General features: G+C 71.8%; 23 protein-coding genes and 1 pseudogene. 13 read left to right on the top strand and 11 right to left on the bottom strand.

The features are described 5' to 3' along the window. Nucleotides 1-27: 27 nt before the first annotated feature. From HHX30_RS29725 to HHX30_RS29715, 3 genes are read right to left on the bottom strand one after another with little or no spacing between them, the layout of a single operon-like run. Complete coding sequence (locus tag HHX30_RS29725) at nucleotides 28-1704, bottom strand: AMP-binding protein (RefSeq protein WP_169985839.1); 1677 nt, start codon at nucleotides 1702-1704, stop codon at nucleotides 28-30. Next, nucleotides 1701-2453 (bottom strand): bifunctional 2-polyprenyl-6-hydroxyphenol methylase/3-demethylubiquinol 3-O-methyltransferase UbiG, encoded by a 753-nt coding sequence (locus tag HHX30_RS43485; RefSeq protein WP_169985837.1) that lies wholly within the window; start codon nucleotides 2451-2453, stop codon nucleotides 1701-1703. The genes HHX30_RS29725 and HHX30_RS43485 overlap by 4 nt, the downstream gene beginning before the upstream one ends. 23 nt (nucleotides 2454-2476) lie before the next feature. After that, nucleotides 2477-3451, bottom strand: coding sequence for a helix-turn-helix domain-containing protein (locus HHX30_RS29715; protein WP_169985835.1), 975 nt, complete (start codon nucleotides 3449-3451; stop codon nucleotides 2477-2479). Between the two features lie 491 nt (nucleotides 3452-3942). Between HHX30_RS29715 and HHX30_RS43480 the strand changes: the two genes are divergently transcribed. From HHX30_RS43480 to HHX30_RS43475, 9 genes and pseudogenes are all read left to right on the top strand, one after another. Then, the gene (locus tag HHX30_RS43480) at nucleotides 3943-4866 is read left to right on the top strand and encodes a pyridoxamine 5'-phosphate oxidase family protein (RefSeq protein WP_311922913.1); all 924 of its coding nucleotides are present in this window, start codon (nucleotides 3943-3945) and stop codon (nucleotides 4864-4866) included. 250 nt (nucleotides 4867-5116) lie between these two features. Then, nucleotides 5117-5656 (top strand): flavin reductase family protein, encoded by a 540-nt coding sequence (locus HHX30_RS29705; RefSeq protein WP_211592742.1) that lies wholly within the window; start codon nucleotides 5117-5119, stop codon nucleotides 5654-5656. A gap of 40 nt (nucleotides 5657-5696) precedes the next feature. Next, nucleotides 5697-7232: an FAD/NAD(P)-binding protein gene (locus tag HHX30_RS29700; RefSeq protein ID WP_169985833.1), complete on the top strand. Its 1536-nt coding sequence runs from the start codon at nucleotides 5697-5699 to the stop codon at nucleotides 7230-7232. A gap of 82 nt (nucleotides 7233-7314) precedes the next feature. Then, nucleotides 7315-8130, top strand: coding sequence for a class II aldolase/adducin family protein (locus tag HHX30_RS29695; protein WP_169985831.1), 816 nt, complete (start codon nucleotides 7315-7317; stop codon nucleotides 8128-8130). Nucleotides 8131-8328: 198 nt separating this feature from the next. Beyond that, a pseudogene (locus tag HHX30_RS29690) lies at nucleotides 8329-9669 on the top strand (class II 3-deoxy-7-phosphoheptulonate synthase); the annotation flags it as partial. Between the two features lie 39 nt (nucleotides 9670-9708). Continuing rightward, nucleotides 9709-10095: a chorismate mutase gene (gene aroH, locus HHX30_RS29685; protein ID WP_169986028.1), complete on the top strand. Its 387-nt coding sequence runs from the start codon at nucleotides 9709-9711 to the stop codon at nucleotides 10093-10095. Beyond that, entirely contained in the window at nucleotides 10095-11312 is a 1218-nt protein-coding gene (locus tag HHX30_RS29680; RefSeq protein ID WP_211592754.1) for a prephenate dehydrogenase, read from the top strand. The genes aroH and HHX30_RS29680 overlap by 1 nt, the downstream gene beginning before the upstream one ends. A gap of 119 nt (nucleotides 11313-11431) precedes the next feature. Beyond that, on the top strand, nucleotides 11432-12421 hold the full coding sequence (moaA, locus tag HHX30_RS29675) for a GTP 3',8-cyclase MoaA (RefSeq protein WP_169985827.1): 990 nt from the start codon (nucleotides 11432-11434) through the stop codon (nucleotides 12419-12421). Nucleotides 12422-12450: 29 nt separating this feature from the next. Then, complete coding sequence (locus tag HHX30_RS43475; RefSeq protein ID WP_311922912.1) at nucleotides 12451-13362, top strand: NTP transferase domain-containing protein; 912 nt, start codon at nucleotides 12451-12453, stop codon at nucleotides 13360-13362. Nucleotides 13363-13669: 307 nt separating this feature from the next. Here HHX30_RS43475 and HHX30_RS29665 read toward each other — a convergent pair whose 3' ends face one another. Further along, nucleotides 13670-13993: a DUF3099 domain-containing protein gene (locus HHX30_RS29665; protein ID WP_310741839.1), complete on the bottom strand. Its 324-nt coding sequence runs from the start codon at nucleotides 13991-13993 to the stop codon at nucleotides 13670-13672. Nucleotides 13994-14078: 85 nt separating this feature from the next. Here HHX30_RS29665 and HHX30_RS29660 point away from each other — a divergent pair, with 85 nt between their 5' ends. Continuing rightward, on the top strand, nucleotides 14079-14294 hold the full coding sequence (locus HHX30_RS29660; RefSeq protein WP_079314915.1) for a dodecin: 216 nt from the start codon (nucleotides 14079-14081) through the stop codon (nucleotides 14292-14294). Between the two features lie 32 nt (nucleotides 14295-14326). Here the strand turns inward: HHX30_RS29660 and HHX30_RS29655 are convergent, their stop codons facing one another. After that, the gene (locus HHX30_RS29655) at nucleotides 14327-15709 is read right to left on the bottom strand and encodes a metallopeptidase TldD-related protein (protein ID WP_169985821.1); all 1383 of its coding nucleotides are present in this window, start codon (nucleotides 15707-15709) and stop codon (nucleotides 14327-14329) included. After that, nucleotides 15706-17199 (bottom strand): TldD/PmbA family protein, encoded by a 1494-nt coding sequence (locus HHX30_RS29650; protein ID WP_169985819.1) that lies wholly within the window; start codon nucleotides 17197-17199, stop codon nucleotides 15706-15708. Before HHX30_RS29650 ends, HHX30_RS29655 begins: the two co-directional genes overlap by 4 nt. 77 nt (nucleotides 17200-17276) lie before the next feature. Here HHX30_RS29650 and fabG point away from each other — a divergent pair, with 77 nt between their 5' ends. Next, nucleotides 17277-17981 carry a 3-oxoacyl-[acyl-carrier-protein] reductase gene (fabG, locus tag HHX30_RS29645; RefSeq protein WP_169985817.1) on the top strand — a complete coding sequence of 235 codons (705 nt, stop codon included), beginning with the start codon at nucleotides 17277-17279 and terminating at the stop codon, nucleotides 17979-17981. A 60-nt stretch (nucleotides 17982-18041) separates the two neighbouring features. Next, on the top strand, nucleotides 18042-18806 hold the full coding sequence (gene fabI / locus HHX30_RS29640) for an enoyl-ACP reductase FabI (RefSeq protein ID WP_169985816.1): 765 nt from the start codon (nucleotides 18042-18044) through the stop codon (nucleotides 18804-18806). Between the two features lie 143 nt (nucleotides 18807-18949). Here the strand turns inward: fabI and HHX30_RS29635 are convergent, their stop codons facing one another. The 5 genes from HHX30_RS29635 to HHX30_RS29615 all read right to left on the bottom strand — a co-directional run bounded on the left by HHX30_RS29635 (nucleotide 18950) and on the right by HHX30_RS29615 (nucleotide 24093). Further along, nucleotides 18950-20107, bottom strand: a complete 1158-nt coding sequence (locus HHX30_RS29635; RefSeq protein WP_169985814.1) for an LLM class flavin-dependent oxidoreductase — start codon at nucleotides 20105-20107, stop codon at nucleotides 18950-18952. A gap of 10 nt (nucleotides 20108-20117) precedes the next feature. Continuing rightward, the gene (gene ssuE, locus HHX30_RS29630; RefSeq protein WP_169985812.1) at nucleotides 20118-20669 is read right to left on the bottom strand and encodes an NADPH-dependent FMN reductase; all 552 of its coding nucleotides are present in this window, start codon (nucleotides 20667-20669) and stop codon (nucleotides 20118-20120) included. 28 nt (nucleotides 20670-20697) lie between these two features. Then, the gene (locus HHX30_RS29625) at nucleotides 20698-21924 is read right to left on the bottom strand and encodes an SfnB family sulfur acquisition oxidoreductase (protein ID WP_169985810.1); all 1227 of its coding nucleotides are present in this window, start codon (nucleotides 21922-21924) and stop codon (nucleotides 20698-20700) included. A gap of 4 nt (nucleotides 21925-21928) precedes the next feature. Beyond that, on the bottom strand, nucleotides 21929-23062 hold the full coding sequence (gene sfnG, locus HHX30_RS29620) for a dimethylsulfone monooxygenase SfnG (protein ID WP_169985808.1): 1134 nt from the start codon (nucleotides 23060-23062) through the stop codon (nucleotides 21929-21931). A 104-nt stretch (nucleotides 23063-23166) separates the two neighbouring features. Next, complete coding sequence (locus HHX30_RS29615) at nucleotides 23167-24093, bottom strand: LysR family transcriptional regulator (RefSeq protein WP_169985806.1); 927 nt, start codon at nucleotides 24091-24093, stop codon at nucleotides 23167-23169. A 140-nt stretch (nucleotides 24094-24233) separates the two neighbouring features. Here HHX30_RS29615 and HHX30_RS43470 point away from each other — a divergent pair, with 140 nt between their 5' ends. Then, nucleotides 24234-25457 carry an acyl-CoA dehydrogenase family protein gene (locus HHX30_RS43470; RefSeq protein ID WP_311922911.1) on the top strand — a complete coding sequence of 408 codons (1224 nt, stop codon included), beginning with the start codon at nucleotides 24234-24236 and terminating at the stop codon, nucleotides 25455-25457. The last annotated feature ends 12 nt before the right edge of the window (nucleotides 25458-25469 follow it).

Raw genomic sequence — 25469 nt, 5'->3', positions numbered from 1 at the left:
GGCACCGGCGTCACGGACTCGGCCGGGTCAGGAGCGTGGCGTGAACGCCACGACGCGGCCGGTGTCGCGTGCCGCCTCGAACCGCTCGCGCAGGTGCGCCCTGCGGAGCTTGCCGATACCGGTCTTGGGGACGTCCTCCCTGTTGACCGGCACGACGTATGTCACGCCGACGCCGAACGTGTCGGCCACCCGGCCGCGGATCAGGCGTTCCGCCTCGGAGGCCGGCATCCCGTCGCGGGGGTGGAAGAACACGGCCAGCTCCTCCGTCTCCCCGTTCTCTCCGGTCACCAGGCAGGCCACGGTGTACGACGGCTCCACGAACGGGAGCTCCTCGACCCGGGCCTCGATCTCATGGCCGTGGTAGGTGACGCCGCCGAGCTGGATGACGTCGTCGGCGCGGCCGGTCACGGTGAGGATCCCGTCCTGGATGTAGGCGAGGTCGCCCGACTTGAACCAGCCGTCGGCGGTGAACGACTGGCGGTTCTGCTCGGGGTTGCGGTAGTACCCGCCCGTCACTGGGGCGCCGCTGACCTGCAGGTTGCCGATGGCGCCGGGGGGCACGAGCGCGTTGTGCTCGTCCACCACCCGTACGGACGTGCCGGGCTGGGGCCGTCCCACGGGGACGTACCGCTCGTCGCCGCCGTCGCCGGCGGAGAACCGGCAGTCCACCACCCCGGCGGAGGTCTCCGACATTCCCCAGCCCGGGTACATCGCGTCCGCGGGAAGCCCGAACGGCGCGAGCAGCTCCAGGAATCGGCGGACCACGCCGTTCCGGATGGCCTCGCCGCCGTTCATGATGTACCGCAGGCGGCTGAGGTCCCAGGACTGCTCCTTCAGCCGGTCCGCCTGGTCGTTGATGAGCCCGAAGGCGAAGTTGGGCGCCCATGTGGTGTCCGCGCGGTGGCGGTCCATCGCGGCGATCCAGCGCAGCGGGTCTTCGAGGACCCACTCGATCCGGGCATGGACCTGATGGCAGCCGAGGTAGACGTCGCGGACGTGGAACATGACGAGACCGCCCACGTGGTCGAGCGGCATCCAGTTGAAGGTGCGGTTGCGGCCGCCCAGCCGGTTCACCCGGGCGGTGGCCGCGGTGCGGCTCAGCACGTTGCCGTGCGTGAGCACCACGGCTTTGGGCACGCCGGTGCTGCCGGACGTGAGGAGGTACATGGCCGGGTCGCCGGGTTCGGCCCGGTGCCGGCGGTGGTCGGGAGAGTGTGCGAGCAACCGGCGGGTGTCTCCCAGCCACGCGGTCCGCCAGGCCGGATCGGCGAGGACCTCCCGGGACAGCGGCTGCTCCGCGCCCGTGATCACCCACGGCTTCCCGTAGCCGTTCCAGACCCGCTCCAGCAGCCCGGGCGCGGCCTCCCGCTGGTCGGCGGTCGCGCCGGCGTTGACGGGCATCGGGACGAAACCGCCCAGGACGCAGGCCCAGAAGGCGACCAGCAACTCCGGGTCGTCGGCCACCTGGAGGACGACCGTCTCCCCGGGCGCGACACCGGCCGCGCGGATCCCCGCGAGCATGCGCGAGGCGGCGTCCAGCAGTTCCCGGTAGGTCATCCGGGACTCCGAGCCGTCCGGCCGGATGAAGCAGATCCCCTCCGCGCTTCCCGCCCGCGCCGCATGGACGAGTGCCTCACCGAGATGCGGGACGTCGGGGGTGACGACCGGACCGCCGTCGAGAAGCGAGATGCCGGCGTTCGTCACAGCGCCCCCGCCCCCTCCGCGGTCGCCACGATCACGACCGGTCCGCGCCCGTGCGGGGGAACCTGCTCCTTGCGGAAGCCGCCGTACTCGGCCGAGATCCCGAGGCCGGCGTCGGCCAGCAGCTCGCGCACCTCGGGCCCGGTGAGGACCGCCTGGTCGAAGAAGTTGTCGTACATGCTCACCCGGCCGTCGGCCTCCCGTACGAGCAGGGTCTCCTCGTTCCTCCAGTTCGCCGCGCGGGGGTTGAGCGACTGGCGGGCGAGCCGGGTGACGAGCACCCCGTCACCGCGGTGGTGGGCGACCGTGTACGGCTGGTAGCTCTCCACGAAGTTCAGCAGGTGGCCGAACTCGAGGACGACGTGCCCACCGGGCAGCAGCAGGCCGCGCATCTTCCGCAGAACGCGCCGCAGCTCCGCCCGCGGCAGGTAGTTGAGCGTCATGAACAGGCAGTAGACGAGGTCGAACCGGTCCTCGCTGTCGAAGTCCTCGACCCGCTCGTGCACGTACTCGACCCCCTCTCCGCCCATCCGCCGCGCGTACTCGACGAAGCTGGCGCTCTGGTCGACGCCGACGCCGGAGTAGCCGCGCGCGCCGAGTTCGCGGAGGTTGGTCCCGGTCCCGCAGCCGAGATCGAGAGCCCGCCCGCCGTCCGGCAGGAGAGAGGCGAGGAAATCCGTCTCCGCCGCGAGGTTCCGGAAATCCCTGCGCATCAGCTCGTAGTACTGTCCGGGGAATTCGAAGCTTGTCACTGCGTCACCTTTCCGCTGGTCGGTCAAATCGGTGCGGGGCTGCCGGTGGACTCGGCGGGGTTCGTGTTCCGCTGCTTCCGGAACTCCCTGGGGGTGATGCCGTACCGGTCCCGGAAGAGGCGGCTGAAATGCGAGGCGCCGTAGAATCCCGATCGCTCGCCCACGGCCGCGATGGACAGGTGATCGAGCCCGGGATCGCCCAGCTCCGCCCGGCAGCGGGCCAGCCGCTCGTCTCGGATCCAGCGCGCCGGGCTGATGTTGTGCTCCTGGAATATCTTCTGCAGATACCGGAGCGAGACGTTGTGCCGCTGGGCCACGACGGCCGGGGTGAGGTCCGGGTCGGCGAGCCTTTCCCGGATGAACGCCTGGATGCTCAGCATCAAGGCCTGCCTGCCCGCGTCGGCATCGGCGGCCAGCGACCGCATGCGCTCGGCGAAGAAGGCCGCGGCCAGGCCCGCCACGCTTCCGCCCAGCAGCTCGATCGCCGTGCCGACTTTCCCGCTGTGCTTCTCGAGCCCGATGAGAAGATTGGACATGAGTGCGCCGAGTCCCTCTGAACCGGTGCAGGACCTCGCCGTGAGGAGTTCGGTGTCCTTCGGCGTGAGTCCCATCAGACGATGCGGAAACAGCAGGGTCGCCATACGGAACGGCTCCGGCATGACGATTTTGTAGGGCCGCAAACTGTCATAGCAGACGAATTCCGGATCGCGCACGACCGCGTGCCGCCCGTCCTGGAAGACCCATATCTCGCCGGCCAGCGGACGACATACCCTCAGGTATCCCTCGGCACTCTGGTCGATCAGCCTGCTGGGCCGGATGAGTTCGCGGGGCCCTCCGTCGACCAAGGAGAACCGCACTTCACCGAACTGCCTGGCCGCCGTGGTCCCATCGAGCTCCGCCCGGTGATCACGAATGATCTCCAGGTGACCCTGCGAACGCGCGAACGGTTTCGTGTGGACGACGGTTTGACGTGCATTCGGTACTTGGACAGGCAGCATCGATCAATCACCTCGTCGGTAAGACCTAGTGGTAGACGTGCCGTTCCGCGAAGGCACAACCGCGACCTCTTCAAACGGGGCTTGGTCCTTGAACGGATTGATGTCGCCCCGGGGTCGCTTCGCCCGCAAGACATGAGAACATGCGCTTTGCCGGATTTTCTATGGCGATCGAAGTTTTCGATGACTGCCACATGTGCCTCGGAAACATCGCCGGCGGGCCGCGGACGCCGCCCACCTGGATCCGGTCATGCCGCCGGGCGCCGAACCGTACTACCACGCGCAGTCACGGGCGATTTACGTGCGTATCGGCGCAAGGAAACGTGCGCGACCCGCCAAGTGGGCGGACGGCCGCGTCGCTAGCGTCCAGTCGTCGCCCGGGCCTTTCCGCCGCCGCCAGCGGCGGCGCGTATCCCCGCACCGGGTGACGGCGACAGCGCGGGCCGGCGTCGGCGGCGCCGGGCGGAGCTTCCTGCGGACACGAGGAGATCGACGTGGTCAAGACGCGCCACCACGAGGGTGAACAGGCCGTGCAGAAGCGGGCGGGCGAGGGACACGCGGGCTGGGGGTCTCCCATGTTCGACGACGTGATCCAGCCGGGATTCGCCGACTTCCTGAGGCGGCAACGCATGCTCGTCCTCGGCGCCGCCGATCCCGGGGGCGCGGTGTGGGCCTCCCTCGTCACGGGAGACACGGGGTTCGCCGACCCGGTCGGCCACCACAACCTCGTGGTCGCCGCCCTGCCCGTCGCGGGCGACCCGTTGGAGCACGCCTTCGAGACGGAGCGCGCCGTGGGGACGCTGGCGATCGAGCCGCAGACGATGCGCCGCATCAGGGTGAACGGTGTGGCCCGGCGGCACGAGGACAGGCTCCACCTGCGGACCGAACAGGTGCTGGGCAACTGCCCCAAGTACCTCCGGCAGCGTGTGCTGCTGGAGGACGATCCGGGCTCCGTACGGCCCGCCGCGGCGAGCCGGGCGGATCTCGGACCGCGACAGCAACGGTGGATCGCGGAGGCGGACACCTTCTTCATCGCCAGCCACTCCCCGGAGCACGGCGCGGACGCCTCGCACCGAGGCGGGGAACCGGGCTTCGTGACCGTCGAGGGACCGCGCAGGCTCTCCTGGCCCGACTACGTCGGGAACTCCTTCTACATGACGTTGGGGAACCTGTATCTCAACCCCTCGTGCGGCCTGCTCTTCCCGGACTGGGAACGGGGCCACACCCTGCAGCTGACCGGCCGCGCCCGAGTCGACTGGGACACACGGCGAAGCGCGGCGCTGCCCGGGGCGCTGCGGATCGTCGAGTTCGATGTGGAACGCGCGGTGGAGATCCGTCACGCGACCGCGCTGCGCTGGGGCCCCGGCGCCTTCGTCCCCCTGCGGCCCGGCGCCCGGCGAACCTTTCTCCGGCGCTGATCCGCGCCCGTGCGCTTTCCGGAAAAACGCGAACGGCGTGCGCCCCGGCCCGGTCGCCCTGAAATCGTCGTGCACCGGCAATCTCCGGTGCGCACTCCGGCAAATGTCCGCGCCGGCGCTGGGTAATGTCGTCGGTGTCGAGCCGATTCGATTTCGCTTTGCGGCCGTCGGGGGTCCGTCCCGCGGGGGCCGTCATTTTCTGAGCATGCGTTGAATATTTCGTGTCCGATGCTCCCCGGGAGGACCAACGATGGGTGAGGCGCCAACGGCAAATCAGGTGGCGGTCGCCGTGCAGGACGACCTGCGCACGGTGATGCGCAATTTCGCCACGGGCGTGTGCGTGGTGACCACGTTCTCCGGCACCGCTTCGCTCCGCACACACAACGCCCTGACGATCAATTCGCTGACCTCGGTCTCGCTGGACCCTCCGCTGATATCGCTGAGTATCCGCCGTGAATCGACGTTCCTGTCCGATCTGATGGAGGCCCGGGTCTGGGCGGTTTCCATCCTCGACGCCGAAGGCGAGGATCTGGCCCGGATATTCGCCCGCCCCGAACAGGAAAGGAAAAAGGCCCTGAGCAGTCTCCCCACGAAGCCGGGCGAGCGGACCGGGGCCCTGCTCCTGGACTCCTCGGCATGGCTGGAATGCCGGTACTGGAATCACATCGTGGCCGGCGACCATCTTCTGCTCGTCGGGGAGATAGTCGGGCTCGGTACGAACCATCCGCGGGCGCCGTTGGTTTTTCTGCAGGGGGCATTTCATCGGATCGACCTGAACCGGATCGGCTAGCGCCATTCCTTCTCCATAAATCGACAGGCGAGGCTGACACATGTCTGGAATCTCAATCGGTGTGATCGGAGGCGGCGCGTCCGCGGTCTGCCTCATCGACGCGTTGGCCCGGGAGCGGGGAAGGCCGGGCAGCATCACCGTGTTCGAACCGTCCCCCAACCTGTGGCGGGGCCGGGCCTACCAGGTCGACACCGAGGTCATCAAGGTCAACGCGACCCCCGACGACATGTCGGCACGGGTGGGCGACCTTCACCACTTCGAGCGCTGGCTGGAGATACGGGAGCGCGTCGCCGACGACGCCGGGTACGTCGACGCCTACTCGGGAGCACGTTTCGTACCGCGGACCGTCTACGGCGAGTACCTGGAGCAGACGGCGTACGCGGCACTGGGGGAACTGCGCAGGCAGGGCTGGCGGGTCGACCTCGTCGGAACCGCGGTCACCGGGGCCCGGCGGACCGCCGACCACGTGCTGCTCAGTACGGGCGGCACGAGCGCGGGCGCGTTCGACTACGCGGTTCTGTGCGTGGGCGGCGACGGCCCCAGGGACGTCTACGGGCTGACCGGCGCACCCGGATTCGTCGCCGACCCGTACCCTGTCTCCGGCAGTCTCCGCCACATCGGGGAACGGCAGGACGTGGCCGTCATCGGCAGCGGCCTGACCGCGGTCGACGTCATCCTCCACCTGGACGCGCAGGGGCATCAGGGACGGATCACCCTCCTGTCCAGGAGGGGTGTGCTCCCCGCCGTCCGGCAGCGGCCGATCGAGCTCGAACTGCGCCATCTCACCAAGTGCCACATGCGCTCACTCGCCCGGCAGCGGCGGGAGATGTCCGTCGAGGACCTCACGGCGGTCGTCCGGGCCGAACTCGTGGACGCCGGCGCGGACCTCGACGCGATACGCGCCGAGATCGTCGACGTGGACATGGAGCCGCCGGTCGAACGCCTGCGCCGTCATCTCGCCGCGGTGGACTCGCCGGACCCGGGCCTGCGGATCCTGCAGCGCGCGGTCCCGGACATCGGCCCCGACGTCTGGCCGTTGCTGACGGAGCGGGACAGGGCGGCGATGCTGCGTTCCCACTACCGCACCGTCATGAGCCTGTGCTGTCCCATGCCGCCGAGCAGCGCGGCGCGGCTGCTCGAACTCGTCGACGCCGGCCGGCTGGACGTGCGGTCCGGGCTCCAGAAGGTCGCCGTACGCTCCGGTGGCGGCTTCGAGCTCGCCACCTCCGACGGGGAGGTCATCGGCGCCGACACGGTGATCAACGCGGTGAACGCGTCCGAGGACCGCATACCGGCCGCCGCCCGGTCCCTGGTGACCGCGCTCACCGCCGGCCGCGCCGCGAGCCCCCATCCGCACGGCGGACTCCGGCTGGCCCGGGAGACGAGCCGCCTCATCGCGGGCGGCGCACCGGATCCGCGCCTGTACGGACTCGGCACCATCGGGGCCGGAGCCCTCTTCTTCACCTTCGGCATCCCGTCCCTGGTGGACCGCAGCGAGGACATCGTCGCGGCCATCCTGCAGCACGCGGAGGCCGGAGACGCCGCCCGGTCCGAGGACGTCCTGCTCCCCGCGTAGCGGGTCCCGGCGCCCACGCCCGCTCACCAGCTCACACGGCCTGTCCAGCAGCACAGACCAGCAGCAGAGAGGTGAAACGACCATGACCATGACGACGGCCGCCGAGCCGCGCCCGGCGTACCTCGCGGACACCGCGACGGGCCTGCCCATCCCGGGCGAGCCGGCCTTCGACAGTCCCGACGAAACCCGCCGCCACCGCAAGCAGCGCCTGGCGGCGGCCCTCCGGCTGTTCGGCAAGTACGGGTTCGGGGAGGGCATCTCGGGCCACATCTCCGTACGCGACCCGGAGCACCACGACCGTTTCTGGGTGAACCCCTTCGGCGTCTCCTTCAACCGCGTACGCGTCGCCGATCTGATCTGCGTCGACTCCGCCGGACGGGTCGTCCACGGCAGGCACCGGGTCAACCCCAGCGCCTTCGTCATCCACTCGCAGATCCACGAGCTCCGGCCGGACGCCACCGCCGCGGCGCACGGACACACGGCGCACTCGCGCGCGCTCGGCGCGCTCGGCCGCCTGCTGGAGCCGATCGACCAGGAGTCGGCCGCCTTCTACGGCCGGCAGACCCTGTACGAGGCGTACGAGGGCCCCTCCGTGTCCCTGGAACAGGGCCGGGACATCGCGGACAAGCTCGGCGACAACCGGGCCATCCTGCTGCGGCACCACGGGCTGATCACGGTCGGCGGGTCGCTGGACGAGGCGGTCCACTGGTTCTTCACCTACGACAGCTGCGCCCAGGTGCAGCTGCTCGCCCTGGCGGCCGGCACCCCGCGGACGTTCACGCGCGAACAGGCCGAGGCCGCGGGCGCCGGATTCGGCGATCCGCAGCTCGGCTGGTTCAGCTTCCAGCTGCTCTGGGACGAGATCGTCGCCGAGCAGCCCGACCTGCTCGAGGAGTAGCACGCCCGCCGAGGTCCGGCCGCCGCCGCGGCCTCCGGGCGGCTCTCGCCGTACCGGCGCGTCCGGAGGGCGTGGCGGCGGGTGCGCGCGGAATGCGGACCCGGCACACATACCTGTGAGGCAGAAGGTGCGACCCAACGCGTGCATGGCCATCGAAAGCACGGACGATCTCGTCCCCAGCCGGAAGACACCACAGCCATGAATTCTCCGCAGAGTGCCCCGGTGGGCCAGTCCTGGCGAGACCTACCCGCGGCGCAGCAGCCCGAGTACCCCGACCGCGAGGCTCTGCGCGGTGTGATCGCGGACCTCGAGTCGTACCCCCCGCTCGTCTTCGCCGGCGAGTGCGACCAACTGCGCGCCCGCCTGGGAGCCGTCGCCAGGGGTGAGGCATTCCTGTTGCAGGGCGGCGACTGCGCCGAGACCTTCGGCGGGGTCTCCGCCGACCAGATCCGCAACAAACTCAAGACGCTGCTCCAGATGAGCGCGGTCCTCACGTACGCCGCCTCCATGCCCGTCGTCAAGGTGGGCCGGATCGCGGGGCAGTACTCCAAGCCGCGTTCCGCGCCCACCGAGACCCGCGACGGCGTGACGCTCCCGAGCTACCGGGGCGACTCCATCAACGGCATGGAGTTCACCCCCGGGGCCCGCACACCCGACCCGGAGCGGCTCAAGCGGATGTACCACGCGTCCGCCTCGACGCTGAACCTGGTGCGGGCCTTCACCACCGGCGGGTACGCCGACCTGCGCCAGGTGCACTCCTGGAACCAGGACTTCGTGAAGTCCTCACCGGCGGGCCGGCGCTACGAGGCCCTGGCCCGGGAGATCGACCGGGCGCTGAGCTTCATGAACGCCTGCGGGGCCGATCCGGAGGAGTTCGGCGCGGTCGAGTTCTACTCCTCCCACGAGGCGCTGATCCTGGACTACGAGTCGGCGCTGACCCGGACGGACTCCCGCACCGGGCGGCTGTACGACGTGTCGGCGCACATGGTGTGGATCGGGGAGCGCACCCGGCAGCTCGACCACGCGCATGTCGCGTTCGTCTCCGGGATCCGCAACCCGATCGGGGTGAAACTGGGGCCGTCCAGTACGCCGGAGGAGGCGCTGGCCCTGATCGACCGGCTCGACCCCGAGCGTGAGCCCGGCCGGCTGACGTTCGTCACCCGGATGGGCGCGCGCGCCGTCCGGGACCGGCTGCCCGAGCTGGTGGAGAAGGTGACCGCCGAGGGCGCCCAGGTGGTGTGGGTCTGCGACCCGATGCACGGCAACACCTTCGAGGCGGCCTCCGGGCACAAGACCCGCCGCTTCGACGACGTGCTCGACGAGGTCAGGGGCTTCTTCGAGGTGCACAGGGCGCTCGGCACCCACCCGGGCGGCATCCACGTGGAGCTCACCGGGGACGACGTCACCGAGTGCCTGGGCGGCGGAGACGAGATCCTCGTCGACCACCTGCACCGGCGCTACGAGACCGCCTGCGACCCCCGGCTCAACCGCAGTCAGTCCCTCGAACTGGCCTTCCTCGTCGCGGAGATGCTCCGTCAGGACCCGGCGGGGAGGGGGGCTTCCCCGGGCGGGACGGGGATGACCGTCCGGGCGGTGCGGGGCGCCATCCAGGTCGAGCGGGACGACGAGCCGCACCTCCTGGAGAGCGTCCAGACCATGCTCCGCAAGATCATGAATGCCAACGACCTGTCGCCCGACGACCTCATCAGCATCGTGTTCACCGCCACCCCGGACCTGGTGAGCGCGTTCCCCGCCGCGGCGGCGCGCGCGATCGGCCTCACACACGTCCCCTTGATGTGCGCCCGGGAACTGGACGTGAAGGGAGCGCTGCCCCGAACGGTGCGCGTCCTCGCGCACGTGCGGACCGCTCGAGCCGTCCGCGACGTCCGGCACGTGTACCTGGGGGGCGCGGCGGCGCTGCGCGAGGACCTGGCACAGCCGGGAGAAGGGGGAGTGACCCTGTGATGCGCACCATGGCGGTGGTCGGCACAGGTTTGATCGGGACATCGGTGGGGCTCGCGGTGAGCCGGCACGGCGTTATGGTGCATCTGCTGGACCAGGACGAGACGGCGGCGCGCACCGCGGCGGCGCTGGGCGCCGGCGTGGCCGGCGCCCCGGCGGAGCGGGTGGACCTCGCCGTGATCGCCGTACCGCCCAGCAGGGTGGGCGCGGTGCTGGCCGAGCAGCAGCTGCGCGGACTCGCCCACGCCTATACCGACGTGGCGAGCGTGAAGTCCGCCCCGGCCCGCGACGTGCTGCGCACCATCTCCGACCCGGTGACGTTCGTGGGCGGGCATCCGCTGGCGGGCCGGGAGAGGTCGGGCCCGCTCGCGGCCCGCGCCGACCTCTTCGAGGATCGGTCATGGGTGCTCACGCCCACGCAGGCCACTTCGCAGCCGGCCCTGAACCGGGTGCTCGAGATGGTGGCCCTGTGCGGTGCGATCCCCGTGGTGATGGAGGACCAGGCGCACGACGCCGCCGTGGCGTTGACGTCCCACGCCCCGCACGTGGTGGCCAGCCTGATGGCGGCGCGGCTCCAGGCCGGGCCTGAGGAGGCCTTCCGGCTCGCCGGGCAGGGACTGCGCGACGTCACCCGCATCGCGGCCGGCGATCCTCGCCTGTGGAGCGACATCCTCCAGGCCAACGCCGCCGCGGTCGCCAGAGTGCTGCGAGCGCTGAACGACGACCTGTCGGCCGTGCTGGCCGCACTCGACGACCTCGCGGCGGCCGAACCGGTGCGCGAGGGTCACAGCGTGATGAGGATCGAGGACCTGCTGCGCCGGGGGATCGCCGGACTCAACCGGATCCACGGCAGGCGCACCGGCACGCCGCCGGGCCAGGTGCGGTTGCGGGTCGCCGTGGGGGAGCGGCCGGGGGAGCTGGCGCTGCTGCTCGCCAGGCTCGCGGAGCTCGGAGTCGGTCTCGACGACGTCGCCGCCACGGCGTCTCCGGATCGAGGGGCCCTCTTCGCGGAGTTCGGCCTGTCCGCGGTCCGGGCGGAGTCCGCGTGGCGGGCGCTGACGGAGGGGGGCTGGGCCGCCGAACGCCTCCACCCGATGACGGCGCCGGAGGGCTCGGGTGGTGCGGACGCCGTCGCACCCCTGCCGCCCGCCGATCCCGGCGTCCCGTCACTGGACGACCAGGTGGAGGCCGGCCGGCAGGAGGCCCTGAGCAAGCCGTGAGCGCGGCGGCCGCGAAGCCGGTCGGTGGCCGGCGGGAATCAGGGCGGGGACAGCGAGGTTGTCGCCGTCATGACGGCAGGGCTTAGGCTTGAGGCTCTCTGGGGGTTGGAGGTCCTCTCGTGCTGGTTGACTCGTTCGGCCGGGTCGCGACCGATCTGAGGGTGTCGCTGACCGACCGGTGCAACCTGCGGTGCGCGTACTGCATGCCGCCCGAGGGCCTCGACTGGCTGCCCAAACCCGAACTGCTCACCGGCGAGGAGATCGTCCGCCTGGTGACGATCGGCGTCGAGCGGCTCGGCATCCGGGAGGTCCGCTTCACCGGTGGCGAGCCGCTGCTGCGGCGGGAGCTCGTCGAGATCGTGACCGCGACCGCCGCGCTGCGCCCGCGTCCACAGGTGTCGCTGACGACCAACGGCATCGGCCTGGTCCGCCTCGCGGAGCCGCTCGCGCGGGCCGGCCTCGACCGCGTCAACGTCTCGCTGGACACGCTCGACCGTGACGTGTTCGTCCGGCTCGCACACCGCGACCGGCTGCGCGACGTGCTGGACGGGCTCGCCGCCGCGACGGCCGCGGGGCTCACACCGGTCAAGGTCAACGCGGTGCTGATGCGCGGCGTCAACGAGCACGAGGCCGTGCCGCTGCTGCGCCACTGCCTCGACCGGGGATACGAGCTGCGCTTCATCGAGCAGATGCCGCTCGACGCCCAGCACGGCTGGCGCCGCGACGACATGATCACGGCCGACGAGATCCTCGGGCTGCTCAAGGACTCCTTCGACCTCGCCGAGGACGACCCGCGCGAGCGGGGCAGCGCCCCCGCCGAGCTGTTCCTGGTCGACGGCGGCCCGCAGCGGGTGGGAGTGATCGGCTCGGTCACCCGGCCGTTCTGCGGCGCCTGCGACCGTGTCCGGATCACCGCCGACGGCCAGGTCCGCAACTGCCTGTTCGCCACCGAGGAGTCCGACCTGCGTACGGCGCTGCGCTCGGGCGCCTCGGACGAGGAACTGGCGGAGCGATGGGTCGCGGCGGTGCGGGGGAAGAAGGCCGGGCACGGCATCGACGATCCCGCGTTCCTGCAGCCGGCCCGTCCGATGTCGGCCATCGGCGGCTGACGGGGCCCCGAAGAGTCCTGGAGTCCGCCGTGCGTCCTGTCCACGAAACCGGAACCGGCGCCGGCGTCGGAACCGGAGCCGCGGCGTACGACGCCGTGATCCTGGCGGGGGGCCGGGCCGAGCGCCTCGGCGGGACGGACAAGCCGGGCGCGCTCGTCGGCGGACTGCCCCTGGTCGAGCGCGTGGCGGCGGCCGTCCGCGACGCCCGCACCGTGGTCGTGGTGGGCCCGCCGAGGGACATGCCGGGCGTGCTTTTCACCCGTGAGGACCCGCCCGGCGGCGGGCCCGTGCCGGCGCTGCGTGCCGGGCTCGCCGAGGTGACCTCCCCGCTGGTCGTCCTGCTCGCCGCCGACCTGCCGTTCGTGGTCGCCGGTCACGTCGGGGCGCTCCTGGCGGCCGTGCCCGAGGGCGGCGCGGGCGCGGTGCTCGTGGACGACGAGGGCCGTGAGCAGTGGCTCACCGGAGCGTGGCGGACGGCGACGCTGCGGGCGGCGCTCGGCGCGTACCCGGGGCGGTCGCTGCGCGGGCTGCTCGGCCCGCTGGCGCCGGCGCCCGTGCGCCCGCCGGTGGCGCCGGGCGAGATCCCGCCGTGGTTCGATTGCGACACCGTCGACGATCTCCGCGCGGCCCGCGAACGGGCCGTGGGACGTGGGGTGAAGGGAGTGCGCGTGAACGTGCTGGAGGAATGGACGGCGCTGGTCTGCCGCGAGCTGGGCATCGACCCCGCCAGGGTGGACCGGACCGCGGTGCTCGACCTGACGAGGGATGTGGCGCACGGCGTGGCGCGGCCGGCCGCCCCGTTGACCGCCTACCTGCTGGGGCTGGCGCAGGGGGCCGGCACCGCGCCGCCGGACGCGATGGAGCGGCTGTCCCGGATGGCGAAGGACTGGGCGCGGGCGACCGCGGAGGCGCCCGCCACTCCTGACACTCGTGACTCCTGACAGCCCCGGTTCCTGACACCTGCTGCCACGGCCCCGGCGCGCCGCGGGAGGGGGAAGGGCGGGCGCCGGGGGCCGTTCGGCGGAAGGGCCGTCTCCTAGGGGGGACGACCGCGACGGCCGGTCCGTGAGGTCCGTGTAAAGATGTCAGAAAAGGGCGACGCCGGGTGGTTACGGGGGCAAACCACCCGGCGCCGCTTCATCGGCGTTCCGACGGGGGCCCGGAACGCCGGCACCAGCGCTCCGACGGGGGACCAGAGCGCTTGGCTAAACTGTACACCTCCAACCCATGGGTTGCGTCAAGACTTTGTCACGACCCGATCTCGCGTCGATGGCGTGGTATCTCGTTTTGGTCAGGTGACGTAAAGCCCGGGGGCGGAGGAGGCTCATGACCTCTTTGGTTAGCCCCGATTACGGCAAGGTATGGCAAAAGAACGGCCCCCGCGACGAACAGGGCCTTGACGGGCCAGGGGGCCGGTACCGCCACCGCCAGGATCAGGCAGACGAGCCGGATGCCCATCTTGATGAGGTAACTGATCTCCCGTTTGCGCACGTCGTCGGTCAGCGACGGCTGGGCGTCCGTCACCTGGTGAACGACCGGGCGGTCTTTTCTCAACCAGCGCCATGGATTCACGGTTTCCACGGTAGACCCCGGGGTGAGGCGGGGTGACGCCCGCACGGCGATACGATCACGCGACAGGCACAGGCAGGAGGACATGATGTCGGATCGCACCTACCGGGTGACCGAGATAGTGGGCACCTCGGCCGAAAGCGTCGACCAGGCCATCCGCAACGGCGTCAGGCGGGCCGCCCAGACGCTGCGGCACCTGGACTGGTTCGAGGTGACCGAGGTGCGCGGGCACATCGTGGACGGCGAGGTGGCCCACTTCCAGGTCGGCATGAAAGTGGGCTTCCGCCTGGAGGACGCCGAATGAGGCGATGTGAGGCCCCGGCCCCGGCCTGACGCCTAGCTGGCCTGGCTGACCGTCGACATGTTGAAGTCGGGCACGCGGACGGGCGGCATGACGGCGCGGGTGAACCAGTCGTTCCACTCGCGCGGCAGCGTCTGCTCGCTCGCGCCCACCTCCGTGAGGCGGCCGAGCAGGTCGACCGGCGACTCGTTGAACCGGAAGTTGTTCACCTCGCCCACGACCTCGCCGTTCTCGACGAGGTAGACGCCGTCCCTGGTCAAACCGGTCAGGAGCAGCGACTGCGGGTCGACCTCGCGGATGTACCACAGGCAGGTGAGCAGCAGGCCCCGCTCGGTCGAGGCGATCATCTCCTCCAGCGAGCGGCCGCCCTCGGGCCCCGTCATGATCAGGTTGTCGATCTGCGGGGTGGTGGCGAGGCCGGTCAGCTCGGCCGAGTGCCGGGTCTGCACGAGGTTGGCCAGGGTGCCGTCGCTGATCCACTCGGTGCGGGTCAGGGGCAGGCCGTTGTCGAAGACCGACTGCTCCCGGCCGGAGGAGTGGGCGACGACGAACGGCGCGCACTCGACGCCGGCCCGCGCCGGGTCGCTGTGCAGCGAGATCGGCAGCGGTGAGAGCCGCTCGCCCACCCGGGTGCCGCCGCCGGGCCGTGAGAACACCGTGCGGCCGTCGGCGGCGTCCCGCGCGCCCGCCGCCCAGTACAGGTAGATCAGCAGGTCGGAGACCGCGGTCGCGGGCAGGAGCGTCTCGTAGCGGCCCGGCTCCAGGCTGATCCGCCGCTTGGCCCAGTCCAGCCGCCGGGTGAGCGTCTCGTCCAGGGCGGCCACGTCCACGTCGGAGAAGTCGCGGGTGGCCACGCCCGTCCACGCCGAACTCGACATGTCGGCCGACTTGGCGTTCAGTTCGAGCCGCCCGGTCGGCTGGTCGTGGCGCAGCCGCAGGCCGGTGGACGAGCCGACGAACGTCGAGGTCACGATGTGCTCGGCGAAGCCGTACAGCCTGCGGCCGGAGGCGTCGGCGGCGGCGAACGCCTCGCCGAGCGCGGGGGCGAAGTCCCGGAACACGTCGATGGAGGTCGGCTCCACCGGGCGCTCCCAGCCCTCCCCGGCGGTTCCCCCCACCAGCGCCCGGGCGTCCTCCGACGGCCGGGCCTCCCGCGCGGCGCGGTCGGCCTCGGCCACCACGTCCCCGAGCTGATCGGCGCGTACGGCGGAGCGTGAGACGACCCCCACCCCGGCGCCCACGACGGAGATCACGGTGAGCCGGGACGAGCGCGCGACGCCGTTGGTCGTCAGCGTGTTGCCGGCGAAGCGCAGATTGGCGGTCGAGCCCTCGTCCGCGATCACGACGCAGCCGTCGGCCCCGCTCAGCGCGAGCGCCCGCTCCACCGTCTCCTGCGGTGTGGTCACCCCGTCGCTCACTTGCCACCCTCCTGGACGGTGTTGAGGATCCGTACGCCGCGGAACAGCGCCGCGGGGGCGCCGTGGCTGACCGGAGCGACCTGGCCCGGCTGGCCCTTGCCGCAGTTGAAGGCGCCGCCGAGCACGTACGTCTGCGGACCGCCGACGGCCTCCATCGAGCGCCAGAAGTCCGTGGTGGTCGCCTGGTAGGCCACGTCGCGCAGCTGCCCGGCCAGCCGGCCGTTCTCGATCTTGTAAAACCGCTGCGCCGTGAACTGGAAGTTGTACCGCTGCATGTCGATCGACCAGCTCTTGTCGCCGACGACGTAGATGCCGTGCCCGACCCGGGAGATCAGCTCGTCGGTGGACGGGCCGTCCGCCGCGGGCTGGAGCGACACGTTGGCCATCCGCTGGATCGGCACGTGCCCGGGGGAGTCGGCGAACGCGCAGCCGTTCGACCGGCCGAGCCCCTTGAGCAGCGCCATCCGCCGGTCGAGCTGGTAGCCGGCCAAAGTGCCCTCGCGGACGATGTCGAACGACTGGCCGGCCACGCCCTCGTCGTCCCAGCCGACGGTGGCCAGGCCGTGCTCGACCGTGCGGTCGCCTGTCACGTTCATCACCGGCGAGCCGTAGTGCAGGCTGCCGAGCTGGTCGAAGGTGGCGAACGAGGTGCCGGCGTAGGCCGCCTCGTAGCCGAGCGCCCGGTCCAGCTCGGTCGCGTGGCCGATCGACTCGTGGATCGTGAGCCACAGGTTCGACGGGTCGACCACCAGGTCGTACGGCCCGGCCTCGACCGAGGGCGCCTTGAGCTTCTCGTCCAGCAGGTCGGGGATCTCGGCCAGCTCGGCGGGGAAGTCCCAGCCGGTGCCGGTCAGGTACTCGTACCCCCGGCCGACCGGCGGGGCCAGCGTGCGCATGTCGTCGAACCGGTCGCCGTCGGCCCGCATCGCCGTCAGGACGGGGTGCAGCCGCACCCGCTGCTGCGTGGTCACCGTGCCGGCCGTGTCGGCGTAGAACTTCTGCTCCTTGACCTGCGTCAGCGAGGCCGAGACGTGGTCGACCCGGCCGAGCAGACCCGAGGACCACTCCGCGAGCAGCGCCGCCTTGTCCGGCAGCGGCACGTCGAACGGGTCGACCTCGTAGGACGACACCCAGGTCACGTCGTCGTACACCGGCTCGGGGGCGAGCTCCACCGGCTCGCGGTTGATGGGCGCGCTGACCGCCGCCACCCGCACGGCCTCCTCGGCGGCCCGGGCCGCCGCCTCCGGGGTCAGCTCGATCCCGGACGCGAAGCCCCAGGTGCCGTCCTTGACGACCCGTACGGCGAAGCCGAGGTCGTCGGCGTCCGAGGAGCCTTCGAGCCGGGCGTCGAACAGGCGCAGCGTCTCGGCGCGCACGCGTTCGAGCCGGAACGAGGCGTGCTCGGCTCCCAGGTCACGGGCGCGCTGCAGGGCCGCGTCCGCCAGCCGCCGCAGCGGCAGGGCGAGGAAGTCGGGGTCGATCTGGCGCATGTCCACGATCCTAACCCTGTGATCTTGTGTCCAGCGGACAAGAGGACTACCCCCAAGTAGCCGATACCGTCGGTCGCATGGTTCGCTCTGTACTCGTCACCGGCGGAAATCGCGGCATCGGCCTCGCGATCGCCCGTGAGCTCGCCGCCGCGGGGGACGCCGTCGCAATCACCTACCGTTCCGGCGAGCCGCCGGAGGGGCTGTTCGGGGTTCGCTGCGACGTGACGAGCTCCGCCGACGTCGACGCCGCCTTCGAGAAGGCCGAGGCCGAGCACGGCCCGGTGGAGGTGGTCGTCGCCAACGCGGGGATCACCAAGGACACGTTGCTGCCGATGATGAAGGAGGAGACCTTCACCGACGTCATCGACACGAACCTGACCGGCGCGTACCGCGTCGCCAAGCGGGCCGTGCGGCCCATGCTGCGGCTGCGGCGCGGGCGCATCGTCCTGATCTCCTCCGTCGTCGGCCTGTCCGGCTCGGCCGGCCAGACCAACTACGCCGCCTCCAAGGCCGGCCTGGTCGGCTTCGGCCGGTCGCTGGCCCGCGAGCTCGGCTCGCGCGGCATCACGGTCAACGTGGTCGCGCCGGGGTTCGTGGAGACCGACATGACCGCGGTGCTCGACGAGGCGCAGCAGGAGCAGATCCGCAAGAGCATCCCGCTCGGGCGGCAGGCGCAGGCGGAGGAGATCGCCCGGGTCGTCAGGTTCCTGGCGAGCGACGACGCCTCCTACATCACCGGGGCGGTCATCCCCGTCGACGGCGGCCTCGGCATGGGCCACTGAACAGGCCACTGAACAGGCCACCGAACAGGCCACCGAGCGGACGACAGACTGGAGCTGGACATGGGTTTGCTGGACGGGAAGCGACTGCTGGTCACCGGCGTCCTCACCGACGCGTCGATCGCCTTCAACGTGGCGAAGCTGGCCCAGGAGGAGGGCGCCCAGGTCGTGCTGACCGGCTTCGGCCGTCTCAGCCTGGTCGAGCGCATCGCCAAGCGGCTGCCCGAGCCGCCGCCGGTGATCGAACTCGACGTGCAGGACAACGACCACCTCGACACCCTTGCGGACCGCGTCGGCGCGCACCTCGACGGGCTGGACGGAGTCGTCCACTCGATCGGGTTCGCCCCGCAGTCCTGCCTCGGCGGCAACTTCCTCAACACCTCGTGGGAGGACGTCGCCACGGCGGTCCACGTCTCGACGTTCTCGTTCAAGTCGCTCGCCGTCGCCTGCCTGCCGCTGATGAAGGAGGGCGGCGCGGTCGTCGGCCTGGACTTCGACGCGACCAAGGCGTGGCCCGTGTACGACTGGATGGGCGTGGCCAAGGCAGGGCTCGAGTCCTGCTCGCGCTACCTCGCCCGCGACCTCGGCAAGCACGGAATCCGGGTCAACCTCGTCGCCGCCGGTCCGCTGCGCACGATGGCGGCCAAGAGCATCCCCGGGTTCAAGGAGTTCGAGGACTCCTGGCCGGAGAAGGCCCCGCTCGGCTGGGACCTGGCCGACACCGCCCCCGCCGCCAAGGCGTGCGTCGCGCTGCTGTCCGACTGGTTCCCCGCCACCACCGGTGAGATCGTCCACGTCGACGGCGGCGTCCACGCGATGGGCGCCTGACGGCGTCCGCCGGCCGCATGCCGGCTCCTGACGTCCGGCGGGCCGGCGCGAATCGATCGGCCGGTCCCGCCCGGGGCCCGCGGCACGGCATCAGGACGGCGTCACCGGAACAAGCGTCACCGAAACAAGCGTCACCGGAACACTCACCGGGACGGGGCGCCGGCGAACGGGATGGCGGCAGGAGCCGGATCCTCCAGCGTGTCCACCGGGTGCCGCCACAGCCCCCTGCGACGCAGCAGGGGCACGACGCCCTCACCGAACCAGTAGGCCTCTTCCAGGTGCGGGTGACCGGACAGCACGAACTCGTCGACGCCGAGCGCGTGGTACTCCTCGACGCGCTCCGCCACCTCGGCGTGGCTGCCCACGAGCGCCGTGCCCGCGCCACCGCGGACCAGGCCGACCCCGGCCCACAGGTTCGGCGAGACCTCCAGCGTGTCGGTGCGGCCCCCGTGCAGGGCCCGCATGCGCCGCTGCCCCTCCGACCCGCTGCGCGCGAGACCTGCCTGGACCGACGCGATGACCGCCGGGTCGAGCGCGGACAGCAGGCGCTCGGCCTCCGCCCACGCCTGCGCCGAGGTGTCCCGGCTGATGACGTGCAGCCGGATCCCGAAGCGCACCTCGCGGCCGGCCGCGGCCGCCTCCCGGCGGATCCAGCCGATCTTCTCCGCCACCTGCGCGGGAGGCTCGCCCCAGGTCAGGTAGACGTCGCAGTGCCGCGCCGCCACCCGCCCGGCCGCCGGGGACGACCCGCCGAAGTACACCGCGGGGACCGGGGACGGCACCCGGCTCAGCGCGGCGTCCGTGACGCCGACGTGCCTGCCCGCCAGGGTGACCCGTTCCCCGCGCCACAGGGCGCGTACGACCGTGAGGAACTCGTCGGTGCGCTCGTAGCGCTCGTCCTTGGTGAGGAAGTCGCCGTAGGCGCGCTGCTCGTGGTCCTCGCCGCCGGTGACGACGTTGACCAGCAGGCGCCCGCCCGAATGCCGCTGGAACGTGGCGGCCATCTGCGCGGCGAGCGTGGGCGACAGCAGCCCCGGCCGGAAGGCGACCAGGAACTTCAGCCGTTCGGACCCGGCGACCAGCATGGCGGTGGTCAGCCAGGCGTCCTCGCACCAGGCCCCCGCCGGGGTGAGCGCGCCCTCGAAGCCGAGTTGCTCGGCGGCGCGCACGATCTGGCCGAGGTACGCCAGCGAGGCCGGCCGGTCCCCGCCGGCCGTGGTGATGTCGGTGCCGTGCCCGCCGCCGACGAGGTGACGGCTGTCGCCGTACGTGGGCAGGAACCAGTGGAACGTCAGTGTCATGGCATTCCCTTCAGGACGCGGCCAGCAGCGGGCGGCGCGCGGCCACGGCCGACGCGAAGGCGTCGACCACGCGGTAGAGCGGGGCGGCGTGCTCCGGGTCGAGGCCGGCCTCGCCGTCGCGGACCGCGATGTGCCGGTCCAGGACGAACCATCCCGGCACGACGTGGTCGGCCCCGAGCGAGGTCAGGACCGGGCGGAGCGCGTAGTCGATGGCCAGCACATGGGCGGGGCTGCCGCCGGTGACGACCGGCAGCACGACCTTGCCCGCGAGCGCGAACTGCGGCAGCAGGTCGAGCACCGTCTTCAGCAGCCCGCTGTAGGCGGCCTTGTACACGGGGGAGGCGACCAGGACGCCGTCCGCCTCCTCGACGAGGCGGACGACCTCGGCGATGCGCGGATGCCGCGTGTCGGCCGACAGCAGCGCCTCCGCCGGCAGGTCGCGCGCCTGCACGCCGTCGACCTCGTGGCCGAGGAGGCGCAGCCGGTCGGCGAGGTGCGCGCAGAGGGCGGCGGTACGCGAGACCGCCGAGGGGCTGCCGGACAGGACGACGATGGTGGACATGGCGGAACCTCCGTCAGATGGGACCGGATCAGATCAGGCCGTGCCGCGGGGGCAGGGTCCGGTTCAGCGCGTACCTGCCGATGTGCTGGATCTTCCAGCGGACGGGATCGTGCAGGGTGTGGGTGCGGGCGTTGCGCCAGTGCCGGTGCAGGTTGAGCGAGTCCAGCGCCGACCTGGTGCCGGACACCTCGAACAGCGCGCCGGTCACCTCGACGGCGGCCGGATCGGCGAAGGCCTTCGCCGTGGCGACCGCGATGGACGCCGCCGCGGCGGTCTCCTCGTCGAGCCGTTCCCGCGCGCGGTCGACCGCCCGCCCGGCCTCGCCCAGCAGGGCCTCGGCGGCCCGTACGGAGACCTCCAGCTCGCCGAAGCGCTGGATGGTCAGGGGGTCGTCGGCGGCGTGGTCGGCCCCGCTCTCGAACCACGGCCTGCTGCGGGTGCGGACGAACTCGGCCGCCTCGGTGAGCGCGGCGCGGGCGATGCCCACGTCGATCGCGGCGTGCAGCAGCTGCGCGTGGGCGCCGTGCAGCTGCGGCCCGGTGAAGGTCAGGTGGTGGGGGACGACGCGGTCGGCGGGCACCCGCACGCCCTCCAGCCGGACCGTGCCGCTGGCCGTGGTGCGCTGGCCCATGCCGTCCCAGTCGTCCACGACCGTGAGGCCGGGCGCGCCGGCCGGCACATACGCGACGACGAGCCGGTCGGCGGGGTCCTTGGCCAGCACGGTGATCCAGTCGGCGAAAAGGGCGCCGGTGGAGTAGTGCTTGACGCCGTCGAGGACGAAGCCGCCGTCCTCGGCGGGGCGCAGGCGGGTGCGGTAGTCCTGCACGTGCCTGGTACCCGCCTCCGACTGGGCGTTGCCGAACCGCCTGCCCGCCAGGACCTCGGCGAAGAAGAACGCCCGCTGCGCCGCCGACCCCCGCTGCCGCAGCACGTTGACGTACACGAAGTGGCTCTGCGGGATCTGGGCGATGTTGGGGTCGGCGGCGGCGAGCAGGCGGACGACCTCGGCCAGCGTGGCGGTCCGCACGTCGGCGCCGCCGTGCTCACGGGGGACGGTGATGCCGAGCAGGCCGCTCAGCGAGAGCTCGGCCAGCTCGGCGACCGGGAGCACCCGGCGGGCGTCCCGTTCGGCGGCGCCGCTCGCGAACCGCCCGGCCAGCTCGGCGGCGACGGCGAGGGCCTCCTCGTCGCCGGTGACGACGTGCGCGGTCCCCGATGCGTGAACGGGTGCGGGGACGGTCGTGAGATCGGTCATGGTGTCAGGCCCGGGCCGGTTCCACCGGGAACGCGCCCTGCGCCGCGAGTTCCGCCTCCAGCTCGCGGATGATGGGCAGCACGTGGCGGCCGAAATACTCGACCTCCTCGTGGTAGTGCAGGAAACCGAGCAGCAGCAGGTCGACGCCGCGCTTCTTGTACTCGATCGCCCGGTACGCGATCTGCTCCGGCGTGCCGATGAGGCGGGTGCGGAAGCCGTCGTTGTACTGCACCAGGTCCTCGAACGAGGAGTCGGCCCACATCCCCCGTCCGTCCTGGGCGGACCTGCCCGCCTGGCGGACCGCGTCGCGGAACCCGTGGACGGCCTCGACGTCGGCCTTGGCCACGATCTCGCGCAGCGTCGCGCGCGCCTCGGCCTCGGTGTCCCTGGCGATGAGGAAGCCGTTCAGGCCGAACCTCACCCGGCGGCCGTGGGCCCGCGCCGCCGCGCCGACCTCCTCGACCTGCTCGGTGACGCCGTCGAAGTCCTTGCCGTTGCTGAAGTACCAGTCCGACACCCGGCCGGCCATGGCTCGCGCGGCGGTGGAGTTGCCGCCCTGGAAGATCTCGGGGTGCGGGCGGCCGGGTGCGGAGAGCGGTTTGGGCTGCAGGTCGTACCCGTGCAGCCGGTAGAAGTCGCCCTGGAACTCCGCCTTGTCCTCCGTCCAGCTCGCCCGCAGGACGCGGATGAACTCCTCGGCCCGGCGGTAGCGCTCGTCGTGCTCCAGCCACGGCTCGCCCAGCGCGGTGAACTCACCCTTGAACCAGCCGCTCACCACGTTGACGGCGACCCGGCCGCCCGACAGGTGGTCGGCGGTGCTCAGCAGCTTGGCCAGCACCGCCGGGTGCCACAGGCCCGGATGCACGGCGGCGATCACCTTCAGCCGCCGGGTGGCGAGCAGCAGCGCCAGGCTGAAACTCGTCGACTCCTGCTGGTACGCGGCGCCGTAGCTGGCCATGTAGCGCACCTGGGACAGCGCGTACTCGAAGCCGTTGTCCTCGGCGAGCACCGCCAGCTTCCGGTTGTAGTCGTAGCTCCAGTCGGTGCGCTGCTCGATCGTGCTGGTGACGAGCCCGCCGCTGACGTTGGGCACCCAGTAGGCGAACCGCAGCGGCTCGGGACTGACGTTCGCGGACACGAAGGACCCCTTCCAGGTATTTCCTACTCAGATACTCGGGATCCTACGGCGACGCCGCCCGGAGTTCCACACGCGATCGGCGGGGGAGTGATAGGGCCGCCCTGTCACCCGGCGGCGCGTGCCCGTGCGCCGGTGCGGCATTCGCGTGCCCGGTCCACAAGGAGCCGGTGGAGGTCGCGGGCCACCCGGGGGCCCGAGGCGGAGCGCTGCGACTGGATCACCAGGAGGACCTCCGCCACGCGCTGCGCCAGCGGCCGGTAGGTGATGGCGCCGTTGCGCAGGAGAGGGTCGCCGGCCACGCTGAACTCGGGAAGCACGGTGGCGCCGAGCCCTTCGGCCACCATGAGCTTGCCCATCTCGGCGCCGTCGGTCGAATACGAGAACGACGGCGCCCGCCCGCCGAGGAGACGGTGCACCAGACGGTGCATGACATAGCCGGCGCGCATCACGATCAGGGGCTCGCGGAGCAGGTCGGCGACCTCGACCGCGGGCAGCGAGGCCAGCGGGCTGTCCGGCCGTACGCACACGACCGGGCGGCCGCGCAGCAGCTCGGTCGTGGCGAGGTCGGGCGGCAGGTCGTCGCCGCTCAGGTAGTTCACCAGCCCCAGGTCGAAGCTGCCCTCCCGGATGCGCCGGTGGATCTCGGCCTGCTGCGCGCCGACGACCTCGACCTGTGTCGCCGGATGGGCCTCGCGGAAGGCCCGTACGGCGGGGATCAGCAGCGGGACGGTGGCCGCGTTGACCGTGCCCAGCCTGACCATGCGGGCCATGTGGTGCTGCTCGTCGGCGGCGCCGCGCAGGCGGTCCACCGCCTCCAGCACGCCGTTGATGTACGGCAGCAGCTCGCGGCCCTTGTCGCTGATCGTGGCGCCGGACCGGCGCCGCTCCAGCAGATCGACGCCGAGCTCGCGCTCCAGGTTGCGCACGGTCTCGCTCAGGGCCGGCTGGGACAGGTGCAGATGGTCGGCCGCCCGGCGCAACGAGCCGAGGCGGGTCACCGCGCGGATGTACTCAAGCTGCTCGATGCGCATCGTCGTCCACCTTGTCAGGGGGTGTTCAAGGGCGACCCTACCGGCCGTTCGGCGATTTCCCTACTCAACAAGTAGAGAATGTTGCCTAACCTGGTGAGCGACAGCCGGCGCGACGCGCCGCACACGAGAGGAGACGACACGTGACCATCGCTCACGCCAGCCGGACGGAGTGGACGGACGGCCCCGCGCCGCGCACTCCCGACGAGTGGATCGCGCGCGCCGGCGAGGTGGCGGCCGTCCTCGCGGTGGACGCCGCCGAGCGCGACAGGGCCGCGAAGACCCCGTACGCCGAGATCGGGCTGCTCAAGGACTCGGGTCTGGTCACGCTGCTCGGCCCGGCCGGGCACGGTGGCGCGGGGCAGGACTGGCCCACCGCCTACCGGGTCGTCCGCGAGGTGGCCGCGGCCGACGGCTCGATCGGTCAGCTGCTCGGCTACCACTACCTGTGGAACTGGGCGGCGCGACTGGTGGGCACCCGCGAGCAGTGGGAGCGGATCGAGGCCGGCGCCGCACGGCACCGGTGGTTCTTCGGCGGGGCCGTCAACCCCCGCGACCGGGACATCGTCGTGCGCGACGAGGGCGACACCCTCGTCTTCGACGGCCGCAAGACCTTCTCCACCGGCAGCAAGGTCTCCGACGTCACCGTCCTTGAGGGCGTGCTGGAGGGCACTGACAAGCACGTCTTCGCCGTCGTCCCCTCCGACTCCGAAGGGCTCGCCTTCCACGACGACTGGGACAACATCGGCCAGCGGCTGACCGAGAGCGGCAGCGTCACCGTCTCCGGCGTGCGCGCGCCGTGGAGCGACGCCCTGGGATACGTGGACAAGGAGTTCCGGCCGCGCGTCTACGCCACTCTCAACGTGCCGACCATCCAGCTCGTGTTCGTCAACTTCTACCTGGGCATCGCCCGCGGCGCGCTGGAGACCGGGCTGGCGTACACGAGGGAGCACACCCGCCCGTGGCTGCACGGCGGTCACGAGCGCGCGGTCGATGAGCCGTACGTCATCGACCTCTATGGGGACCTCACCGCCAAGCTGTGGGCGGCCGAGGCGCTGGCCGACGAGGTCGCCCGGGAGGGCCTGTGGTTCCACCTCAACCCGGACGAGGTCACCCCCCGGCTGCGCGGGGAGCACGAGGTGCGGGTGGCCGCGGTCAAGGCGCACGCCACCGACGTGGCCCTGGAGGTCACCTCGCGTGTCTTCGAGGCCACCGGCGCCCGATCGACCGCGTCCCGCCACGGGCTCGACCGGTTCTGGCGCAACGTGCGCACCCACACCCTGCACGACCCCGTGGCGTACAAGCGCCGCGAGGTGGGGGTCTACCGCCTCCGGGACGAGATTCCCGAGCCCACCTGGTACTCCTGAGCGCCGGGGAGG

The organism is Microbispora sp. H10836 (assembly GCF_012999525.1).
Classification (GTDB): Bacteria; Actinomycetota; Actinomycetes; order Streptosporangiales; family Streptosporangiaceae; genus Microbispora.
Note: the sequence above shows the minus strand (reverse complement) of the source record. Positions and strands in the feature narration are given on the sequence as shown.

Excerpts from the sequence above, each read along its gene's own strand:
- HHX30_RS29715 (WP_169985835.1), bottom strand. The coding sequence starts at position 3,451 with ATGCTGCCTGTCCAAGTACCGAATGCACGTCAAACCGTCGTCCACACG.
- HHX30_RS29705 (WP_211592742.1), top strand. The coding sequence starts at position 5,117 with ATGGGTGAGGCGCCAACGGCAAATCAGGTGGCGGTCGCCGTGCAGGAC.
- HHX30_RS29700 (WP_169985833.1), top strand. The coding sequence starts at position 5,697 with ATGTCTGGAATCTCAATCGGTGTGATCGGAGGCGGCGCGTCCGCGGTC.
- HHX30_RS29695 (WP_169985831.1), top strand. The coding sequence starts at position 7,315 with ATGACCATGACGACGGCCGCCGAGCCGCGCCCGGCGTACCTCGCGGAC.
- aroH (WP_169986028.1), top strand. The coding sequence starts at position 9,709 with ATGACCGTCCGGGCGGTGCGGGGCGCCATCCAGGTCGAGCGGGACGAC.
- HHX30_RS29680 (WP_211592754.1), top strand. The coding sequence starts at position 10,095 with ATGCGCACCATGGCGGTGGTCGGCACAGGTTTGATCGGGACATCGGTG.
- HHX30_RS29660 (WP_079314915.1), top strand. The coding sequence starts at position 14,079 with ATGTCGGATCGCACCTACCGGGTGACCGAGATAGTGGGCACCTCGGCC.
- HHX30_RS29650 (WP_169985819.1), bottom strand. The coding sequence starts at position 17,199 with ATGCGCCAGATCGACCCCGACTTCCTCGCCCTGCCGCTGCGGCGGCTG.
- fabG (WP_169985817.1), top strand. The coding sequence starts at position 17,277 with ATGGTTCGCTCTGTACTCGTCACCGGCGGAAATCGCGGCATCGGCCTC.
- fabI (WP_169985816.1), top strand. The coding sequence starts at position 18,042 with ATGGGTTTGCTGGACGGGAAGCGACTGCTGGTCACCGGCGTCCTCACC.
- HHX30_RS29635 (WP_169985814.1), bottom strand. The coding sequence starts at position 20,107 with ATGACACTGACGTTCCACTGGTTCCTGCCCACGTACGGCGACAGCCGT.
- ssuE (WP_169985812.1), bottom strand. The coding sequence starts at position 20,669 with ATGTCCACCATCGTCGTCCTGTCCGGCAGCCCCTCGGCGGTCTCGCGT.
- HHX30_RS29625 (WP_169985810.1), bottom strand. The coding sequence starts at position 21,924 with ATGACCGATCTCACGACCGTCCCCGCACCCGTTCACGCATCGGGGACC.
- HHX30_RS29615 (WP_169985806.1), bottom strand. The coding sequence starts at position 24,093 with ATGCGCATCGAGCAGCTTGAGTACATCCGCGCGGTGACCCGCCTCGGC.